This window comes from Micromonospora sp. H33, from assembly GCF_052068455.1.
GTDB lineage: Bacteria > Actinomycetota > Actinomycetes > Mycobacteriales > Micromonosporaceae > Micromonospora.
On sequence record NZ_JBQHDE010000013.1, the window covers coordinates 37,833 to 53,351 of the forward strand.

Here is a 15,519-nt window from a genome sequence, read left to right on the forward strand (position 1 = left end):
GGTCAGCGGGGAGTGGGGCGGGGGGTGAAGCCGTAGGGCAGTTCCAGGCGGTGGCGGGACAGGAGGTCTTCGTCGGCCAGGATGTCCGCGGTCGGGCCGTCGGCGACGACCCGGCCGGCGTCCAGGATCACCGAGCGGTCGCACAGCTCCAGCGCGTACGGCAGGTCGTGGGTGACCATCAGCAGGGTCACCGGCAGGTTGCGCAGGATCTCGGCCAGCTCGCGCCGGGCGGCCGGGTCGAGGTTGGACGAGGGCTCATCGAGCACCAGGATCTCCGGGTGCATGGCGAGCACGGTGGCCACCGCCACCCGGCGGCGCTGCCCGAACGACAGGTGGTGCGGGGCCCGGTCCCGGTGCTCGCCCATCCCCACCGCGGCGAGCGCCTCGTCCACCCGGGCCGCCAGCTCGGCACCGCGCAGCCCCAGGTTGGCCGGGCCGAACGCCACGTCCTCCGCGACGGTCGGCAGGAAGAGCTGGTCGTCCGGATCCTGGAAGACGATGCCAACCCGGCGGCGCACCTCGGCGAGGGTCGCCCGGTCCTGGCTCACCGTCAGCCCGCCGACCGTCACGCTCCCCTCGGTCGGGGTGAGGATGCCGTTGAGGTGCAGCACCAGGGTGGTCTTGCCGGCGCCGTTCGGGCCGAGCAGCGCCACCCGGTCGCCGCGCGGCACCGTCAGGTCGACCCCGTGCAGCGCGACGTGCCCGTCCGGGTACGCGTACCGCACACCATGGACGTGGAGGCTCGGAGTCGTGGGCTGCACGCCTCCGATCATGTCAGGGCGAGCGCGGTGGCGGCGACGCCGGCCGCCAGCACCGGCACGGTGGCCGCGACCGCCCACTGACCGGCGGTCGCCGCGCCCGCGCCCTGCCACACCACCGGCATCCGCCCGGTGTAGCCGCGCGACAGCATCGCCAGGTACACCCGCTCGCCCCGCTCGTACGCGCGCAGGAACAGCGCGCCGACACCGGCGGCGAAACCCCGCAGCTGCCACACGAAGCGCGGGTCGTCGCCCCGGGACACCCGGGCCACCCGCATCCGGCGGGCCTCGCCGACCAGCACCTCCAGGTAGCGCAGCATGAACGTGGCGATCTGGGTGAGGATCTGCGGGCAGCGCAGCCGGTCCAGGCCGACGATCAGGTCCCGGGTCGTCGTGGTCGCCGCGAGCAGCAGCGACGCGAGCACCCCCAGGGTGCCCTTGGCGAGGATGTTCCACGCCCCGTACAGGCCGTCCTCCGACAGCCGCAGGCCGAGGACCTCCACCCGCTCGCCCGCGCCGAGGAACGGCAGGGCGAAGGCGAACAGGACGAACGGCAGCTCGATCAGCGCTCGGCGGAGCAGCCAGCCGGGCCCGACCCGCGCGGCCGCGGCGACGACGGCGACCAGCACCGCGTACGCCCCGAAGGCCCAGAGCGCCTCCCGGGGGGTGGCGACCACGGCCAGGGTGAAAGCCACCATCGCCGCGATCTTCACCTCGGGCGGGAGGCGGTGCACCGGCGAGTTGGCCTCCCGGTAGAGCGGGTGGGTGTAGCCGGCGCCCATCGTCGTACCCCTCAGCCGGCCCGGCCGGCGGACGTCTGCTCCGGCGTCGCCTCGACGGCCTGGCCGTCGGCGGCTCCGCGCTCAGCGGCCTGGCCGTCGGCGGCTCCGCGCTCGGCGGCCTGTGCCCCGCGGCGGCGGACCAGCCAGAACGCACCGCCGGCCACGGCGAAGGTCAGCAGGACGCCCAGCACACCGGAGAGCCCGGTGGAGAGGAACTCGTTGTCGATCCCCGCGATGCCGTAGTCGGCCAGCGGACCGCCGATCTCGTGCTCCTTCTCCTGCTGCGCCGGGCAGTTGCCGCCGGTGATGTTGTCCTCGGCGTCGAACGTGCAGCCCTCCCGCAGCGACGAGTCCAACCCGTCCGGGTGCGACGAGGCGAAGTTGCTCACCACGCCGGCCAGCAGCAGGGCGACCAGCAGCCCACCGACGAGGAAACCCCAGGAACGCTTCTTCACCGGACACCTCCGACAACCGGAACGGACGCCGGCGCGGCCGGCTTGAGGGCGCGCAGCGCGTACACGAGATCGGGCCGGACCTTCGCGACGGTGACCACCGTGGTCGCGGTGATCAGGCCCTCGCCGATGCCGATCAGCAGGTGGGAGACGGCCATCGTGCCGGCCAGGCCGGCGAGGTTGCCGCCGAGGTCGGTGGTGCCGCCGAGCTGGTACTGAACGACGAAACCCATCGCGGCCACCACCACGCTGACCAGCGCGGACACGAACGCCGTCACGGCGAGCCCGGCCGGTGTACGCGGCAGGACGCGCAGCAGCGCGGCGATCAGCAGGTACGCCACGGCGGTGCCGAGGACCGCCATGTTGGTGATGTTGAGGCCGAGCATCGCGACGCCGCCGTCGCCGAAGACCAGCGCCTGCACGACGAGCACGACCGCCACGCAGAGCGCGCCCACCCAGGGGCCGACCAGCAGCGCGGCGAGCGCGCCGCCGAGCAGGTGACCGCTGACCCCGGCGGTGAAGATCGGGAAGTTGAGCATCTGCACGGCGAAGATGAACGCGGCGACCAGGCCGGCCATCGGCGCCAGCCGGTCGTCCAGGTCCTGCCGGCCGCGCAGGACGCAGAACGCCATCGCCGCCAGCGCGACCGCCGCGAAGGCCGCGGCGACGGGACCGTTGATGATCCCGTTCGAGATGTGCATCGCCAGGGTTTCCACGCGACCTCCCACGCATCGGCGGGCCCGTCCACGCCGGCAGGGTCAGCCTATTTGGCACCCCTCTCTGTTGCCAATATCTGGCAACAAGCCATGGCTTTGATCACGCAGCCCGCCGCACCGCCGGGCTCCCGGCGCCTCGGCGCGTACGGCGAGCCGTCACGCCGGGATCACCCTGCGTGACGGAAGCCTGCCCTTCACAACCCCCCGCCGCCTGCCTTTGCTCTGCACCCCGATCCGCACCAGGCACGAAGCGCGACTATCGGAAATCCCCATCCCCCCGGACCGTTGACGAAAGACGCAGCTCACGGGGCATGGTGCGTGGAGGGGTGCAGAGCAAAGCCCCCGGCACGCGATCCATGCGCCGCGCTGACCAGCACGCTGAGTAGCCCGTCCCGGAGCCACAGAACGTTACCGACGACGACGCGCTCGCCCGGCGCGCGATCCGGAGCAAGGAGATCTTGGAAGGGAACGGCCCCTGGAGGGGCCGGAATCTTCCAAGATCTGCGCTCCCTGTCCGCCAGGCGCGGCCCTGGGGAGCGAGCGGGCAGGGAGCGGGCGGAGCAGCAGCCGTCGGTCGCGGCGCGTCGGGGGCGTAAAGCCGAGCCGGGGCGGCGGTAGGGTCGTGGCCATGACCGCGCCTGCCCGTCTCTCCCCCGGCGATCCCGCCCCCGAGTTCAGCCTCCCCACCGACACCGGTGACACCCTCTCGCTCGCCGACCTGCGCGGCCGCAAGGTCGTGCTGTACGCGTACCCGGCCGCCATGACCCCCGGCTGCACCAAGCAGGCCTGCGACTTCCGCGACTCGCTCGCCTCGCTCCAGGCCGCCGGCTACGAGGTCGTCGGCATCTCCCCGGACAAGCCGGAGAAGCTGGCGAAGTTCCGCGAGCGCGACGCGATCACCTTCCCGCTGGTCTCCGACACCGACAAGGCGGTGCTGAACGCGTACGGGGCGTACGGCGAGAAGCAGATGTACGGCAAGACGGTCACCGGCGTCATCCGCTCGACCTTCGTCATCGACGCCGACGGCAAGATCGAACGGGCGCTCTACAACGTCAAGGCCACCGGCCACGTCGCCAAGCTGCGCCGCGACCTCGGCCTCGACTGAGTTTGTCGCACCGGGTCACTACGGTCGTGCATGGTCCGGTACCGGTACACCCCCGAGGCGCTTGCCGGGGCCCGCCGCCGCGCGCAGCGTCACCGAGGTGATGCGGCTGCTCGGCGTACGCCTGAGCGGCGGTTCACACGCGCACATCAGCCGGCAACTCAAGCGCTTCGGCATCGACACATCCCACTTTCGTCGCCAAGCACACAACCGCGGCCAGCCGAGTCAGCGACGTACGACGTCGTCCCAACTGCTGGTGCGTGTGCCGGAAGGCTCCCGGCGGACGCCGGGTGCACGCCTGAAGTGGGCATTGAGCACTATCGGGGTGCCGGAAGAGTGCGAGGAATGCGAAACCGGGCCGTTCTGGCGTGGACAGCCGTTGATCCTCCACGTCGACCACATCAACGGTGACTTCCTCGACAACCGCCCGCCGAACCTGCGCCTGCTATGCCCGAACTGCCACAGCCAGACCCCCACCGGAGACGGGAACCGCCGCCCCTCACTCTCGCCGGCCGCGCTCTCACGGCTCGTCGGACCGTGAAGTCGTGATCAGGTATGCCCTCGACAATCCGGACTTGGGCCCGCGTAGGCTCGCACACCTGATACGCGAGTCCACCGACGGCCGGGTCAACGTACGTCACGGAACTGTCTCGAACGCCCTTCGAGCCGCCGGTCTGAACACGGCAGCAGCCCGACGCTCTAGACTCGTTGAGCCAGCGGGAGTGGCGGAATGGCAGACGCGCAGGATTTAGGTTCCTGTGTCCGTGAGGACGTGGGGGTTCAAGTCCCCTCTCCCGTACTCCAACACAGCCGGGCACGGTCGGCCACTCGTGGCTGGCTCTCGCACCGCCGGTAGTGTCACGCACGCCACAATCCTGGCTTGGGCAGATGCCCTTTGCGCAAGATGGCCGGCGTGACACTGCGGTTCGTTCTCGACCCCGACCTGACGCCCGAGCTGCGCGAGCAGATCGTCGCGCTCTGGACGGACGTCAGCAACGCCGGTGGCGCGGTGGGCTTCGTCCCGCCGGTGACGACCGCCGACGTCCGGTCCATCGCTGATCCGACCCTCGCCGGAATCGCCGACGGCCCGGACCGGTTGCTGATCGGGTACGCGGACGACCGGCTCGTCGCCATGACGATCTTCACCGACAACAGGTTCCACCTGAAGACCCACTATCGCGTGCTGACCCGGGTGATGGTCCACCCGGACACGCAGGGCCACGGCTACGGCCTGGACGTGATGCGGGAGGCCGAACGGATCGGCCGCCAGCTGGGTCTCGAGGCACTGCAGATCACCGTCCGGGACGGGTTGGGCCTGGACCGGTTCTACCGGCGCCTGGGGTACCGCGAGGTCGGACGGTTGCCCGGCGCGCTCCGGGTCGCCCCAGGAGACGACCGCGACGAGATCTTCATGTGGCTCGACCTGACGCGGACAAACGCGCTGAGCCGAAGCTGAGGTCACGCGTCGACGACCACCTCGTCGCCGACGGCGACGCGGCCCGTCGTCACGGGCACGAGGTTCAGTCCGAACAGGAGCTTCTGCCGCACGTTGCGGTACCGGCCCAACGTGCGCAGCGGCTCCTTGCCGCGTACCCCGGTCTCCTGGTCCGTCGTGGTGACGACGCACCGGTCGCACGGCCCGGCGGCGCGGAAGCGGACGCCCCCGATACGCAGCGGCCGCCCTATCCAGGTGTCCTCGGCCCAGGACGGCGCGCCCTCGACGACGAGGTTGGGGCGGAAGCGGGTCATGGGCACGGACGGCTCGCCGGCGTCGGCGAGCCACCCGTTGAGCGCGTCGAGCGAGGCGGCGTTGGTCAGCAGCAGCGGGTAGGCGTCGGCGAAGCTGACCTGGTCGCCCGTGTCGTGCTCGCGGTCCCCGGCGGGGATGTGGCGGGTGGGCCGGGCCAGCCAGACCAGGCGGACCGGCCGGTCGAGCAGGGCGCTGACCCATGCGTCCGCCGCCGGCCCGGCGGGGAGCGCGGGCACCGACAGCTTGCGGTTACGGAAGGTGCGGACTGGAACCGGTTCGCCGCCGGACGGTTCCGGGACCTCGAGATCGGGGTGGCCGGCCGCGCGCAGGGTGAGGCCGCCGTCGCGGGCCACCGCGCGCAGCGCGACGAGACCGGCGACCTCACGCTGGGTGACGCCGACACCGGCGGCGTCGACGACCATCCAGCGCCGGTCGCCGGCGAGGCCCCAGGGCCGCACCTCGGCGCCGTCGTGGTCGAGCCGGTGACACCCCTTGACGGGGTACGTGTGGATCGCGTTCAGCCGCACCGGCCTACCATGCCACGCCGATGCCGTCCCCCGGGTACCAGTGGTTGGCGGGCGTCTCGCGGTAGGCGAGGAACTTCCGGCCGGTGCGCTCGGCGTGCTCGGCGAGGACGTTGGTGACGGTCACGTTGTCGGTGAGCAGGATCGCGCCGGGGGCGAGCTTCGGCTCGACGGCGGTGAACTCGCGCCGCTCGTGGACGGTGCTGTGGTCGCTGTCGTGCAGGAAGAGGTCGACCGGCCGGTCCAGGGCGGCGATCGAGGCGAGCGAGTCGCCGATCACCAGGTCGACGACCTCCGACCAGGGGGCGACCTTGGCCAGGTAGCCCGCTTCCGGGTTGATGTCCAGGGAGGTGACCCGACCGGGGTGTCCCTCGGCGGCGTTGCGCAGCAGGGCGGCGGCTAGCACGACGCTGCCGAGTCCCTTGTCCACGCCGGTCTCCACGATGTGCTTGGGGCGGGAGGCGCGCACGATCGCGTACCAGCCGATGCGGCGGGCGTACCGGATCTGCTTGTCGGCGAGGCCGCGCCGCTCCGCGCCCGCGATCGCCTGCTGGAGGTGCTGCCGCAGGTTGTCGTCGGCCTCGATCTCGTCGAGGTACGCCCGGACCTGCTTGACCGGGATGTCGCACACGACGCTGACGAACCAGGCGAGGTGGTTGCGGCTGAGCGGGGTCAGGTCGTACGTGTAGTTGTGATGCTCGCGGGACTGGACCAGCCAGCGCGCCGAGGTGCTCAGCACCTTCGCGTCGTAGCGGGCGACCGCCCGGAGGCGCTTGGGGAAAGCGGCGACGGGGGCCAGCCGGGTGCGGGCGATGGCCCGCCGAAGCTTGATTCGATCCACGGGAGCGTTCTACCAGCCCGGGCCGCCCGATGGTATGAAAGTTTTCATTCATGACGCGGCCCGCCCGGCCCGGACGGGGGTACGCGGTTGCAAGGCGGACTCAGTAGCATCACGCCATGCGAGAGCGCCAGTCGTACGCGGAGCCCGAGACCCAGATTCTCGACCTCCATCGGGAACCGGAACCGACCAACAACCCGCGCCGGCGGCGTCCGCGGTGGCAAAAGGTCGCTCTGATCACCTTCCTCGTGCTGGCGTTGCTCGGCGGCGGCGGCATGATCGCGGGTGGGTTGTACCTCCGCTCGGTCGAATCCGGCATCGAACGTGTCGACGCCTTCGCAGGCGTGCCCGAGGAGTCCCGGCCGCAGGTCGTGGCGCAGGGCGCCATGAACATCATGATCCTGGGCAGCGACTCCCGGGACCCGGAGAACAACTCCGGCTCCCGGGCCGACACGATCATCCTGGCTCACCTTCCGAAGGACCGGTCGAGCGCCCAGCTCATCTCGATCCCCCGGGACACCTGGGTGAACGTGCCGAAGTCGCCGGAGGGGCGGGGCGGCCGGGACGCGAAGATCAACGCATCGTACGCGTGGGGTGGCGTTCCGCTGATGGTCCAGACTGTGGAGAAGTTCACCGGCGTCCGCGTCGACCACGTCACGATGGTCGACTTCGCCGGCTTCAAGGAGATCGTCGACGCCCTGGGTGGCATCGAGATCACCGTCGAGAAGGGCTTCACCTCGAAGCACTCGCTGAACCCGGACGGCCGGCGGGAGTTCGTCGCGGGCAAGCAGACGATGGACGGGGCCGCCGCGCTGGACTTCGCCCGGGAGCGGTACGCCTTCGCCGACGGCGACTTCACCCGCATCAAGCACCAGCAGCAGGTCATCAAGGCGATCCTGGACAAGGCCGCCTCCGGCGGCACCCTGGCCAGCCCCACCAAGCTGAACTCGTTCGTCCGGGCCACGGCCGACGCGGTGGCGGTGGACGAGTCGATGTCACTCCTGGACCTGGCGATGGAGATGCGCCACCTCCGCAGCGGCAACCTCGGCTTCTTCACCTGTCCCACGACGGGGACGGGCCGGATCGGCAACGAGAGCGTCGTGCTGGCCGACAAGGCGAAGGCCGACCGGCTCTTCGACGCGGTCCGTCGCGACGCGGTGCCGGAGATCCTGTCCGCCGCAAAGTAGGAACGCGAACTGTCTTGCCGGCCATGGTGGCGGGCTCCGCCCGGTCATATCCTGCGGTCGCCCTCTGAGTCGTGTCATGTGGCCGGGGGCTTTCACGGGGGAGGGTCGACCATGTCAAGCCAACGGGCGACGAGTGAGTCTGCGCCCGCGCCGCACCTCGGCGGGGTGGCGCAGCAGATGGTGGTACCGCGGCACGGTGCCGTCGGCGAGGACGTTTTCCGGGGCGGGCCGCCGTACGTCGGTCCGGTGACCGGCGAGCCGGAGGGCGTTGCGGCGTCGCGGGCCGGTCTGGACACGACCGCGGTCCTGCCGTACGCCAAGTCCCGGGCCTCGTCCCGGACGAGCTGGCTGCGCGCTTGGATGATGACGGTCCCGATCGACGTCGCCGCGCTGCTCGCGCCGCTGTTGCTGAGCCAGAACTACTGGCGCGGGACGCTGGCCAACGCCGTGCTCACGGTGGCCATCTTCGCGGCCGGCGGGCTCTACCGGCCCCGCCGGCACGTGAGCATCCTCGACGAACTGCCCAGCATCTTCGGGCGGCTGCTGGCCTCGGCCGCGGTGGTGGCCATCATCGCGGCGGAGCGTCACTCCTCCGTGGAGTACGTCGGCGGGTTCATGCGGGGCGTCGCACTCTCGGCGGGCCTGGTGATCGTCGGCCGGACGGCCAGCAGGTCGCTCACCAAGCTCGTGCGCAAGCGCCGGTGGGTGGAGCACAACGCCATCATCATCGGCAGCGGGCCCATCGGGCTCGAACTCGCCCGGCTGCTGCGCCGTTACCCTCAGTACGGTCTGCGGTTCGTCGGATGCGTCGACGCCCCGTCACGCCAGGGCACCGGGGCGCTTCCGCTCAGCGGCACCCTGGACGACCTCGAACACCTCGTCCGGCTGTTGGAGTGCGAGGTCCTGGTCATCGCCGACCCGGACTGCCTCGAGTCCACCCTGATGGAGACCCTGCTCCTGCCCCGCAGCTCCCGCTGCGACCTCTGGGCGGTACCGCGCCTGTGGGGCTCGCGCTCCCAGGGCGGCTACCCCGACCACATCGGGGCCATCCCGATCGTCAAGATCGGCGACATCTCGCTCTCCGGCCCGCGGTGGGCCATCAAGCGGGCCTCCGACATCCTGTTTGCCGCTGTCGCGCTGATCGCGCTGAGCCCGGTGCTGCTGCTCTGCGCCGTCGCCACGCTCATCGACGGCGGCCCCGGCATCTTCTTCCACCAGGAGCGGATCGGCCGCTACGGCAAGCCATTCAAGGTGATCAAGTTCCGGTCGATGCGTCCGGTGGACGAGCGTGAGTCGCAGACCAACTGGTCCATCGCGCACGACCAGCGGGTCGGCCCGATCGGTCGGTTCATGCGCCGCACGTCGCTGGACGAACTGCCCCAGCTGTGGAACATCCTGCGGGGCGACATGAGCGTCGTCGGGCCGCGGCCCGAGCGGCCGTACTTCGTCGAGAAGTTCTCGGCGGAGTACCCCACGTACGCGGCCCGCCACCGGGTTCCCGTCGGCCTCACCGGTCTCGCGCAGGTCAGCGGCCTGCGGGGCGACACGCCGATCTCCGACCGGGCGCGGTTCGACAACTACTACATCGAGAACTGGTCGCTCTGGCTCGACATCAAGGTCGTGCTGCGGACGGTCTCGGAGGTGTTCCGCGCCGGCGGCCGCTGACCGGGCAGGCCGGGTGACCGGCGAGGACGGCGGGTCGGGCAGCGCTAGCTGCCGGCCGCGGCCGTCCTCGCCATCACCTCGTCGATCGCCGCCGACCAGTGCTCCGCGAAGCGTTCGAGGCTGTTCTCCGCGCGAACGAACGCGGTGGCCTCGGCGACCGCCCGCTGCCGGGACGGAAGCAGCGTCAACGCCCGGGTGAACTCGTCCAGGTCGCCCGCCGGTGCGGTCAGGTCGCGGTAGGCCGGTAGCTGGTCGACGAGGGTGTGGACGTAGCCGACCCGCGTCGTCACGACGGCCGTGCCGGTCGCCATCGCCTCCAGGATGGCCAGCGAGCACGCCTCGTAGTCGCTCGGCGCGAGCACGCAGTCCACCGCCTGGATCCAGGTCCGCAACTCCGTCGGCGACAGCACACCGAGGCTGGTCGCGCCGTCGACGGAACCCGAGCCGGCGGTCAGCAGCCGGTAGCCGGCGCGGGACGCCGCCGCCGCCGCGATGTCCGGTCGCTTGCGCGCCTCCGCTCGGCCGATGAAAAGCGCGAGCCGCTCGTCCGCGGGGATCTGCAACTGCTTGCGGGCGACCTCGCGGTCGCCGATGGCGAACGTCGCGGTGTCGATCCCGTTCGGGATCACCCGGTGGACGCGGAGCCGGTACCAGTGCGCCACCTCTGCGGCCGTCGGCACCGAGACGGCCACCCGGTACGCGTTGGCGCCCGCCCAGATCTCCTTCGCCGCGCCCTTGACCAGGAACTGCGTCTTCCACGGCAGGGAGTAGTCGTTGGTTCGTGATCCCAGCCGGACGTGGTCCACCCAGCACCCGTGGTAGACGTGGATCCGGGGGGTCACCGTGCGACGGCTGACCATCCCGTTCGTGATCGCCAGATCGTGGGGAACCCTGTCGAGGTCGGCGGCGCCGACCACGGTGGCGGCACCGCCGAGCCGTCCGATGACGTCGCTGAGCGTGTGGCAGAAACGCTCGACGCCACCCGAGTTGTTGGCCGGGTTCGGGCTGACGATGGCGACCCTCATCGCTGCGCCCACCGGGTGAGGCGCCGTCCGGCGGCGCGGGCGAGCGGCTTCATCCGTCGGACGAACAGCGACGTCTGCTCCTGGGTCGATCCACGGATGAGACGCTGCTCGCGCAGCCAGGCGCCGTGCTTGCGCAGGAAGTACCAGTTGTTGCGGAGCACCGAGTACTCGTACCGGAGCTTCGACTGCCGGTCGATGCCGCCACCGAGCCGCGAACGGATGTACGTGTAACCCCGGTCGGTCACCACGACGCGGTGACCGGCCCGCGCCGCCGACACGTAGAGGTCCGTCTCCTCGCGGTAGAAGTTGCCGGTGTAGGACTCGTCGTACGCGACTGCGTCGAAGACGGATCGCCGGAACAGCGCGTTGGCGGGCATCCAGACGCACTGCGCCCATGCCGTCTCCGGGAAGAGCCCGGGTCGGTCCAGTTGCGGACCGCCGGGCGCCCTCGGGGCCCGCGCCACCAGCTCCTCGACGTTCTCGGCCTCACCGAGGTTGAACCAGGGCACGCCGACGACGTCCGCACCCGCCTCCTGCGCGACGCGGAGGAGCTCGGCGATGAGGTTGTCGCTGGGGATGTCGTCGTCGTCGATGACGAGCACCCACTCCGAGGTCGCGGCGCGGATCCCCATGTTCTTGGCCTTCGGGGGACCGACGTTGCGCTGGTTCACGATGACGCGGAGCCGGGAGTCCTGGTCCGCGAGGCTCTGCAGCCGGGCGGCGGTGTCGTCGGCGCTGCCGTCCACCACGAAGATCACCTCGCGTACGGCGGGTTGCGACAGCGCCCATTTCGCTCTCGCGCAGGCGAGGTGGCTCCGGTTCCGGGTCGGGACGACCACGGACACCGTGGCCACACCCGGATGATCCGCCTCACGCTCACGCAGCGGCACCCCTGTCACCATGACCTCCACATCAGGCTCTACCGGACTCTGTGCTGGCCCTCGCCCGGTGGGCGAGGATTCCGACCGCCACGCCCGTCAACAGCGGCCACCGGCTCGTCTCGGACAGGAACGGCGCAGTCATGAAACACAACGGCGCGATCAGGCAGAACGCGGCCGCCGACCGGACCACGACGTCGCTGCCGGGGTCGCGCAGACGGGCCAGTGCCATCAGACCGGCGACCGTGAGGAAGAGAACCACGAGCGCCGGCGCCGCGGGGCCGTACCGCAGCCAGTTCTGCAGCAGTTCGTTGTGCACGTACACCCGCTCGGCCTTGTCGGCCGTCAGACCCGAGAGTTGCGGCGCGAGAGGGCCCACCCCGGTCCAGACGTGCGCCCGCACGTGATCCCACCCGACGCGGAGGTCGCTGATGTGGCCGCTCGTCGACGCCGCCTGGTGGTCGGCACTCTGCGGCCCGGGCGCCGGTCGGCCGGATCCGGCAGGCGGGTTGGCCGGCTTGGGCGGCGGGGCCTGCCCGGGTGGCTGCGGAACACCCGTCGGCGCCGCCGGTCCGCCGGTCGCGGACGGGCGGCTCGTCCCGGGCGGTTGACCGGTCGCGGACGGGCGGCTGGTCGCGGGTGGTTGACCGGTCGCTGCGGGTGCACCGGTCGGAGCCGGTTTGCTGGGCGTGACCCATTGACCGCTCGCGACCGGTTCGCTGCTGCCGCCGAGCTCGAAGCTTCCCACGCTGCGCAGACCGATGTCCGCGGCGAGGCCCGGTGCGGAGAACACCACCACCGTCACCACGAGACCCGCGAACGCGAGCTGCTGGATCATCGGCCGCCACCGGGACCAGGCGACCACGAGAACGGCGACGAGGACCACCAGAACCGCGAGCCACACGCTCCGGCGAAAGCTGAAGACGACCAGCAGCGGTGCCGCGACGGCAACGCTCATGTGCCGCCAGTCCCAGCGCCACCCGCCGAGCATGCCGAGGAACACCGCCGCCGCGATCGCTGGCAGCGCCGAGTCGTAGAAGACGAAGTAGGCGCTGAGCCGGTCGTCGGCGATCTCGCCGAGGGGGATCGCGATGGCTGCCGCGACGAGCAGGCCGACCAACGCCCCTCCGGCGGCCCTGGCGAGCCACTTCTGGTCGTCCGGTAGCCACCGCAGGCTCATCCCGGTGACGAGGCCCAGAACCAGCAGGACGAAGGGGCGGGCGTTCTGGTTGACGGCCGAGAAGACCGACTGCCCGTGGACCAGGCCGCTGCCGACGGCCAGGAGGACGAGAGCCCCGGCGAGCCCGAGCAACACACCCCCGGCCGACCGGAGGCGGAGGTGCCTCGGTGGCCACCACCGGACGGCAGCCGCGAGCGCGGCCGTCACCGCGAGCGGCAGGACGACGGGAATCTTCCCGGACCCGAAGAACAGCTGGTGGCCCAGCGTCGTCAGCTCGCCGAAGCGCCCGTTGGGCCTGATCTCCTGGGCAAGCACGGCCACGAGCACGACGCCCGTCAGGGGAAGGCGAAGCATGAGGAGGGGCAGTACGATCGCGAAGACGATCCCGATGAGTGACGGCATCGTCCACGCCGTGTAGGCGGCGGAGAACGCCGCAACCACCCAGGCAGCCCATCCGACCGGCCGTCGAGCGGTGGCGAAGAGGGGACGCAGGACACGGGACACGGGATGCGGCGTGCGACCCGCTTCACCGGGGGCTTCGGGCTCGCGGCGGGGCTGCCGGGGCGACTGGATGTCGGCGTCCGTGCGCCAACCAGTCGAAGTTCCTCTGGAACCCATCGCCGCCTTTGCCCCGTGACCGGTTTCCGTCGTCCTTCGCTGAGACGGAACCCACTGACAACAACGCCGAACCGGTGCCGTGACAGTCGCGGGTCGACCACAGCCGAGGCGGCCCTGTGACCAGAGCGGTCGTGCATTGTGGTAGGTCGAAACATCACGGCGCAGCGGCCGTCGCGGCACACAGTATCAGGCACCGCGACCTGGAGCGCTACCGGAAGATTCGCCCGGCGAACCCTCGGGCGGGGGGTTTCAGTAGGATGCCGGCGGCGTCTGTTCCGGTTTCCGACCGAGTGCGCCGCCACGGCCTCCTGACCAGGTTGCCGATCACCCCCGGAGCCGCAGATGACCACCCGCCGCAGCCTGCTCGCCATCGCCGGCGGCATGCTGCTGGCCGGCGACTCCCCGCGGCCGGAGGCCACCATCCTGCCCGGCCCGTCGGGAGGGGACGACACCGCCGCGCTCAACACCGCCCTCCGCACCGGCGCGGGTGGCCTCGTCCGGGCACCCCGAGGCGCCGACTACCAGGTCAGCGCCCCGCTCGTGGTGCACAGCGGCACGACGCTGTTCATGTCCGAGTGCACGGTCACCCTGACGGCCGGTAGCGGCTGCAACCTCCTCACCAACGCGGCGGTCTCCGGCGGCGGTCGGGACCGGGACATCACGGTCGTCGGCGGCACCTGGGTCCGCGCCGACCGCGTCGGTGGCACCGGCCCCGACCTGCACACACTGCGGTTCCGGCGGGTGGACCACCTCGTGCTCAAGGGCTTGGCGGTGGAGACCTCCGGCGACAAGTACGCCATCTCCCTCGGCGACGTCACCGACGCCACCGTCAGCCGCATCCGGTTGAAGGTGCAGTCCGACGGCGTACACATCCAGGGGCCGGCGGCGCGGACCCGGGTCACCACGATCCGGGGGTCGACGGGCGACGACACGGTCGCCATCACCCCCCGCGACTGGCAGGCCTACGACGACGTCTCGGGACCGGTCACCGACACGGTCATCGAGGACATCGACGTGACCTCGGCCGCGGCGCTGGTCAAGGTGCTCGGCGGATCGCCGGAGACCGCGGTCCTCCGCACCACCGTCCGCGGCGTCGGCGGCCGCGCCCGCAACAACGTCGTCTGGATCGGCGACGACACCGCCGAATGGCGTACCACCGGCGGCCACGTCGACGATCTGGTCGTCGAGCAGGTCCGCGCGGCCACCGTCCCCGGCCGGCACGTCGTGTACGTGAACGGCTCGAACGTCGGTCGCGTCCACATCCGGGGGCTGACCTTCGCCGACCCGGGCGCGGACGGGGCGGTGGTGCGGGTCTCGCCGAGGACCGCCGCGACCGTCGCGGAGTTGACCGTCGAGGGCGTCGATGTTGCTCACCTCGGCGCCGGGCCGGTCGTGGGCATCGATCCCGCGGCACGGGTGCAGCGGCTGCGGGTGGACCGGCTGACCGTCGCCGCATCCGCTGCCGGCGCCACGCTCCTGCAGGTCGCCGGCGCGGTGGACGACCTGACCGTACGGGCGGTCAGCGCCGCGATGCCCGGCGACAGCTTCCTCCTGGAGCTGCCCCGATGGGCGGCGAACGCCGCGGTGCGGCAGGCGAGCGTGTCGGATACGGGTGTCGCCGGCCGAGGTGGCGGCCTGGTCGCCGCCACGGCGGCGACGCACACGCTTCCCCGGCTGGCCTTCACCAATGTGCGGACGGCGGGGAAGGCGTGGCTGGCCGACCTGAACACCCGGACCGAGTTGCTGCTGTCGCGCGTCACCGTCGACGACACCACCGGTGGGGTCGCGAAGGTGCGCGGCTCGGGCGCGGCCGTGGTCCGTGGCAACACCCTGCGGACCGCCCCGGGTGCGCAGGGGGTGGCGGTCGGCTCCGGCGGCTCGGTGACCTCGTACGTGCTGGACCTGGCCGTCGACGTCAGCCGGCTCGTCCGCGCCGAGGGCAGCTCGGCCACGAACACGAACGCCCGGCTGTCGTGCGGGACCGGACCGGTGGTGTGCGCCGGTCTGACCTGGCAGAACCTGCAGACCGGCGCCACCTGGTGAC

General features: G+C 71.5%; 15 protein-coding genes and 1 tRNA gene. 7 read left to right on the forward strand and 9 right to left on the reverse strand.

Annotation, left to right across the window (positions count from 1 at the left end; all coding sequences use genetic code 11):
* Positions 1-2: 2 nt before the first annotated feature.
* Genes ACTMS0_RS23545 through ACTMS0_RS23560 form a run of 4 tightly spaced genes read right to left on the reverse strand, consistent with a single transcriptional unit; the run spans position 3 to position 2,708 of the window.
* Positions 3-773 (reverse strand): energy-coupling factor ABC transporter ATP-binding protein, encoded by a 771-nt coding sequence (locus ACTMS0_RS23545; protein WP_441157425.1) that lies wholly within the window; start codon positions 771-773, stop codon positions 3-5.
* Positions 770-1,540 carry a cobalt ECF transporter T component CbiQ gene (cbiQ, locus tag ACTMS0_RS23550; protein ID WP_441157426.1) on the reverse strand — a complete coding sequence of 257 codons (771 nt, stop codon included), beginning with the start codon at positions 1,538-1,540 and terminating at the stop codon, positions 770-772. The genes ACTMS0_RS23545 and cbiQ overlap by 4 nt, the downstream gene beginning before the upstream one ends.
* Before the next feature lie 11 nt (positions 1,541-1,551).
* On the reverse strand, positions 1,552-1,995 hold the full coding sequence (locus ACTMS0_RS23555) for a PDGLE domain-containing protein (protein WP_441157427.1): 444 nt from the start codon (positions 1,993-1,995) through the stop codon (positions 1,552-1,554).
* On the reverse strand, positions 1,992-2,708 hold the full coding sequence (locus tag ACTMS0_RS23560; RefSeq protein ID WP_441157428.1) for an energy-coupling factor ABC transporter permease: 717 nt from the start codon (positions 2,706-2,708) through the stop codon (positions 1,992-1,994). Before ACTMS0_RS23560 ends, ACTMS0_RS23555 begins: the two co-directional genes overlap by 4 nt.
* A 628-nt stretch (positions 2,709-3,336) precedes the next feature.
* On the opposite strand from ACTMS0_RS23560, the gene bcp reads away from it, so the two are divergent.
* The 4 genes from bcp to ACTMS0_RS23580 all read left to right on the forward strand — a co-directional run bounded on the left by bcp (position 3,337) and on the right by ACTMS0_RS23580 (position 5,266).
* Positions 3,337-3,813 (forward strand): thioredoxin-dependent thiol peroxidase, encoded by a 477-nt coding sequence (bcp, locus tag ACTMS0_RS23565; RefSeq protein WP_441157429.1) that lies wholly within the window; start codon positions 3,337-3,339, stop codon positions 3,811-3,813.
* A 97-nt stretch (positions 3,814-3,910) separates the two neighbouring features.
* On the forward strand, positions 3,911-4,351 hold the full coding sequence (locus tag ACTMS0_RS23570) for an HNH endonuclease (RefSeq protein WP_441157430.1): 441 nt from the start codon (positions 3,911-3,913) through the stop codon (positions 4,349-4,351).
* Positions 4,352-4,526: 175 nt separating this feature from the next.
* Positions 4,527-4,609, forward strand: a tRNA-Leu gene (locus ACTMS0_RS23575).
* A 114-nt stretch (positions 4,610-4,723) separates the two neighbouring features.
* The gene (locus ACTMS0_RS23580) at positions 4,724-5,266 is read left to right on the forward strand and encodes an N-acetyltransferase family protein (protein WP_441157431.1); all 543 of its coding nucleotides are present in this window, start codon (positions 4,724-4,726) and stop codon (positions 5,264-5,266) included.
* A gap of 2 nt (positions 5,267-5,268) precedes the next feature.
* Here the strand turns inward: ACTMS0_RS23580 and ACTMS0_RS23585 are convergent, their stop codons facing one another.
* Both ACTMS0_RS23585 and ACTMS0_RS23590 read right to left on the reverse strand, forming a co-directional pair.
* The gene (locus ACTMS0_RS23585; protein WP_441157432.1) at positions 5,269-6,087 is read right to left on the reverse strand and encodes an MOSC domain-containing protein; all 819 of its coding nucleotides are present in this window, start codon (positions 6,085-6,087) and stop codon (positions 5,269-5,271) included.
* Between the two features lie 4 nt (positions 6,088-6,091).
* The gene (locus tag ACTMS0_RS23590; RefSeq protein ID WP_441157433.1) at positions 6,092-6,925 is read right to left on the reverse strand and encodes an O-methyltransferase; all 834 of its coding nucleotides are present in this window, start codon (positions 6,923-6,925) and stop codon (positions 6,092-6,094) included.
* A gap of 116 nt (positions 6,926-7,041) precedes the next feature.
* On the opposite strand from ACTMS0_RS23590, the gene ACTMS0_RS23595 reads away from it, so the two are divergent.
* Positions 7,042-8,109 (forward strand): LCP family protein, encoded by a 1,068-nt coding sequence (locus ACTMS0_RS23595; protein WP_441157434.1) that lies wholly within the window; start codon positions 7,042-7,044, stop codon positions 8,107-8,109.
* A gap of 111 nt (positions 8,110-8,220) precedes the next feature.
* Positions 8,221-9,774: a sugar transferase gene (locus tag ACTMS0_RS23600; protein ID WP_441157435.1), complete on the forward strand. Its 1,554-nt coding sequence runs from the start codon at positions 8,221-8,223 to the stop codon at positions 9,772-9,774.
* A gap of 44 nt (positions 9,775-9,818) precedes the next feature.
* Here the strand turns inward: ACTMS0_RS23600 and ACTMS0_RS23605 are convergent, their stop codons facing one another.
* Genes ACTMS0_RS23605 through ACTMS0_RS23615 form a run of 3 tightly spaced genes read right to left on the reverse strand, consistent with a single transcriptional unit; the run spans position 9,819 to position 13,298 of the window.
* On the reverse strand, positions 9,819-10,799 hold the full coding sequence (locus tag ACTMS0_RS23605; protein ID WP_441157436.1) for a glycosyltransferase family 4 protein: 981 nt from the start codon (positions 10,797-10,799) through the stop codon (positions 9,819-9,821).
* Entirely contained in the window at positions 10,796-11,653 is an 858-nt protein-coding gene (locus ACTMS0_RS23610) for a glycosyltransferase family 2 protein (protein ID WP_441157437.1), read from the reverse strand. Before ACTMS0_RS23610 ends, ACTMS0_RS23605 begins: the two co-directional genes overlap by 4 nt.
* Before the next feature lie 58 nt (positions 11,654-11,711).
* Positions 11,712-13,298, reverse strand: a complete 1,587-nt coding sequence (locus tag ACTMS0_RS23615; RefSeq protein WP_441157438.1) for a hypothetical protein — start codon at positions 13,296-13,298, stop codon at positions 11,712-11,714.
* A 519-nt stretch (positions 13,299-13,817) separates the two neighbouring features.
* Between ACTMS0_RS23615 and ACTMS0_RS23620 the strand changes: the two genes are divergently transcribed.
* Complete coding sequence (locus ACTMS0_RS23620) at positions 13,818-15,518, forward strand: hypothetical protein (RefSeq protein ID WP_441157439.1); 1,701 nt, start codon at positions 13,818-13,820, stop codon at positions 15,516-15,518.
* Position 15,519 lies beyond the last annotated feature (1 nt).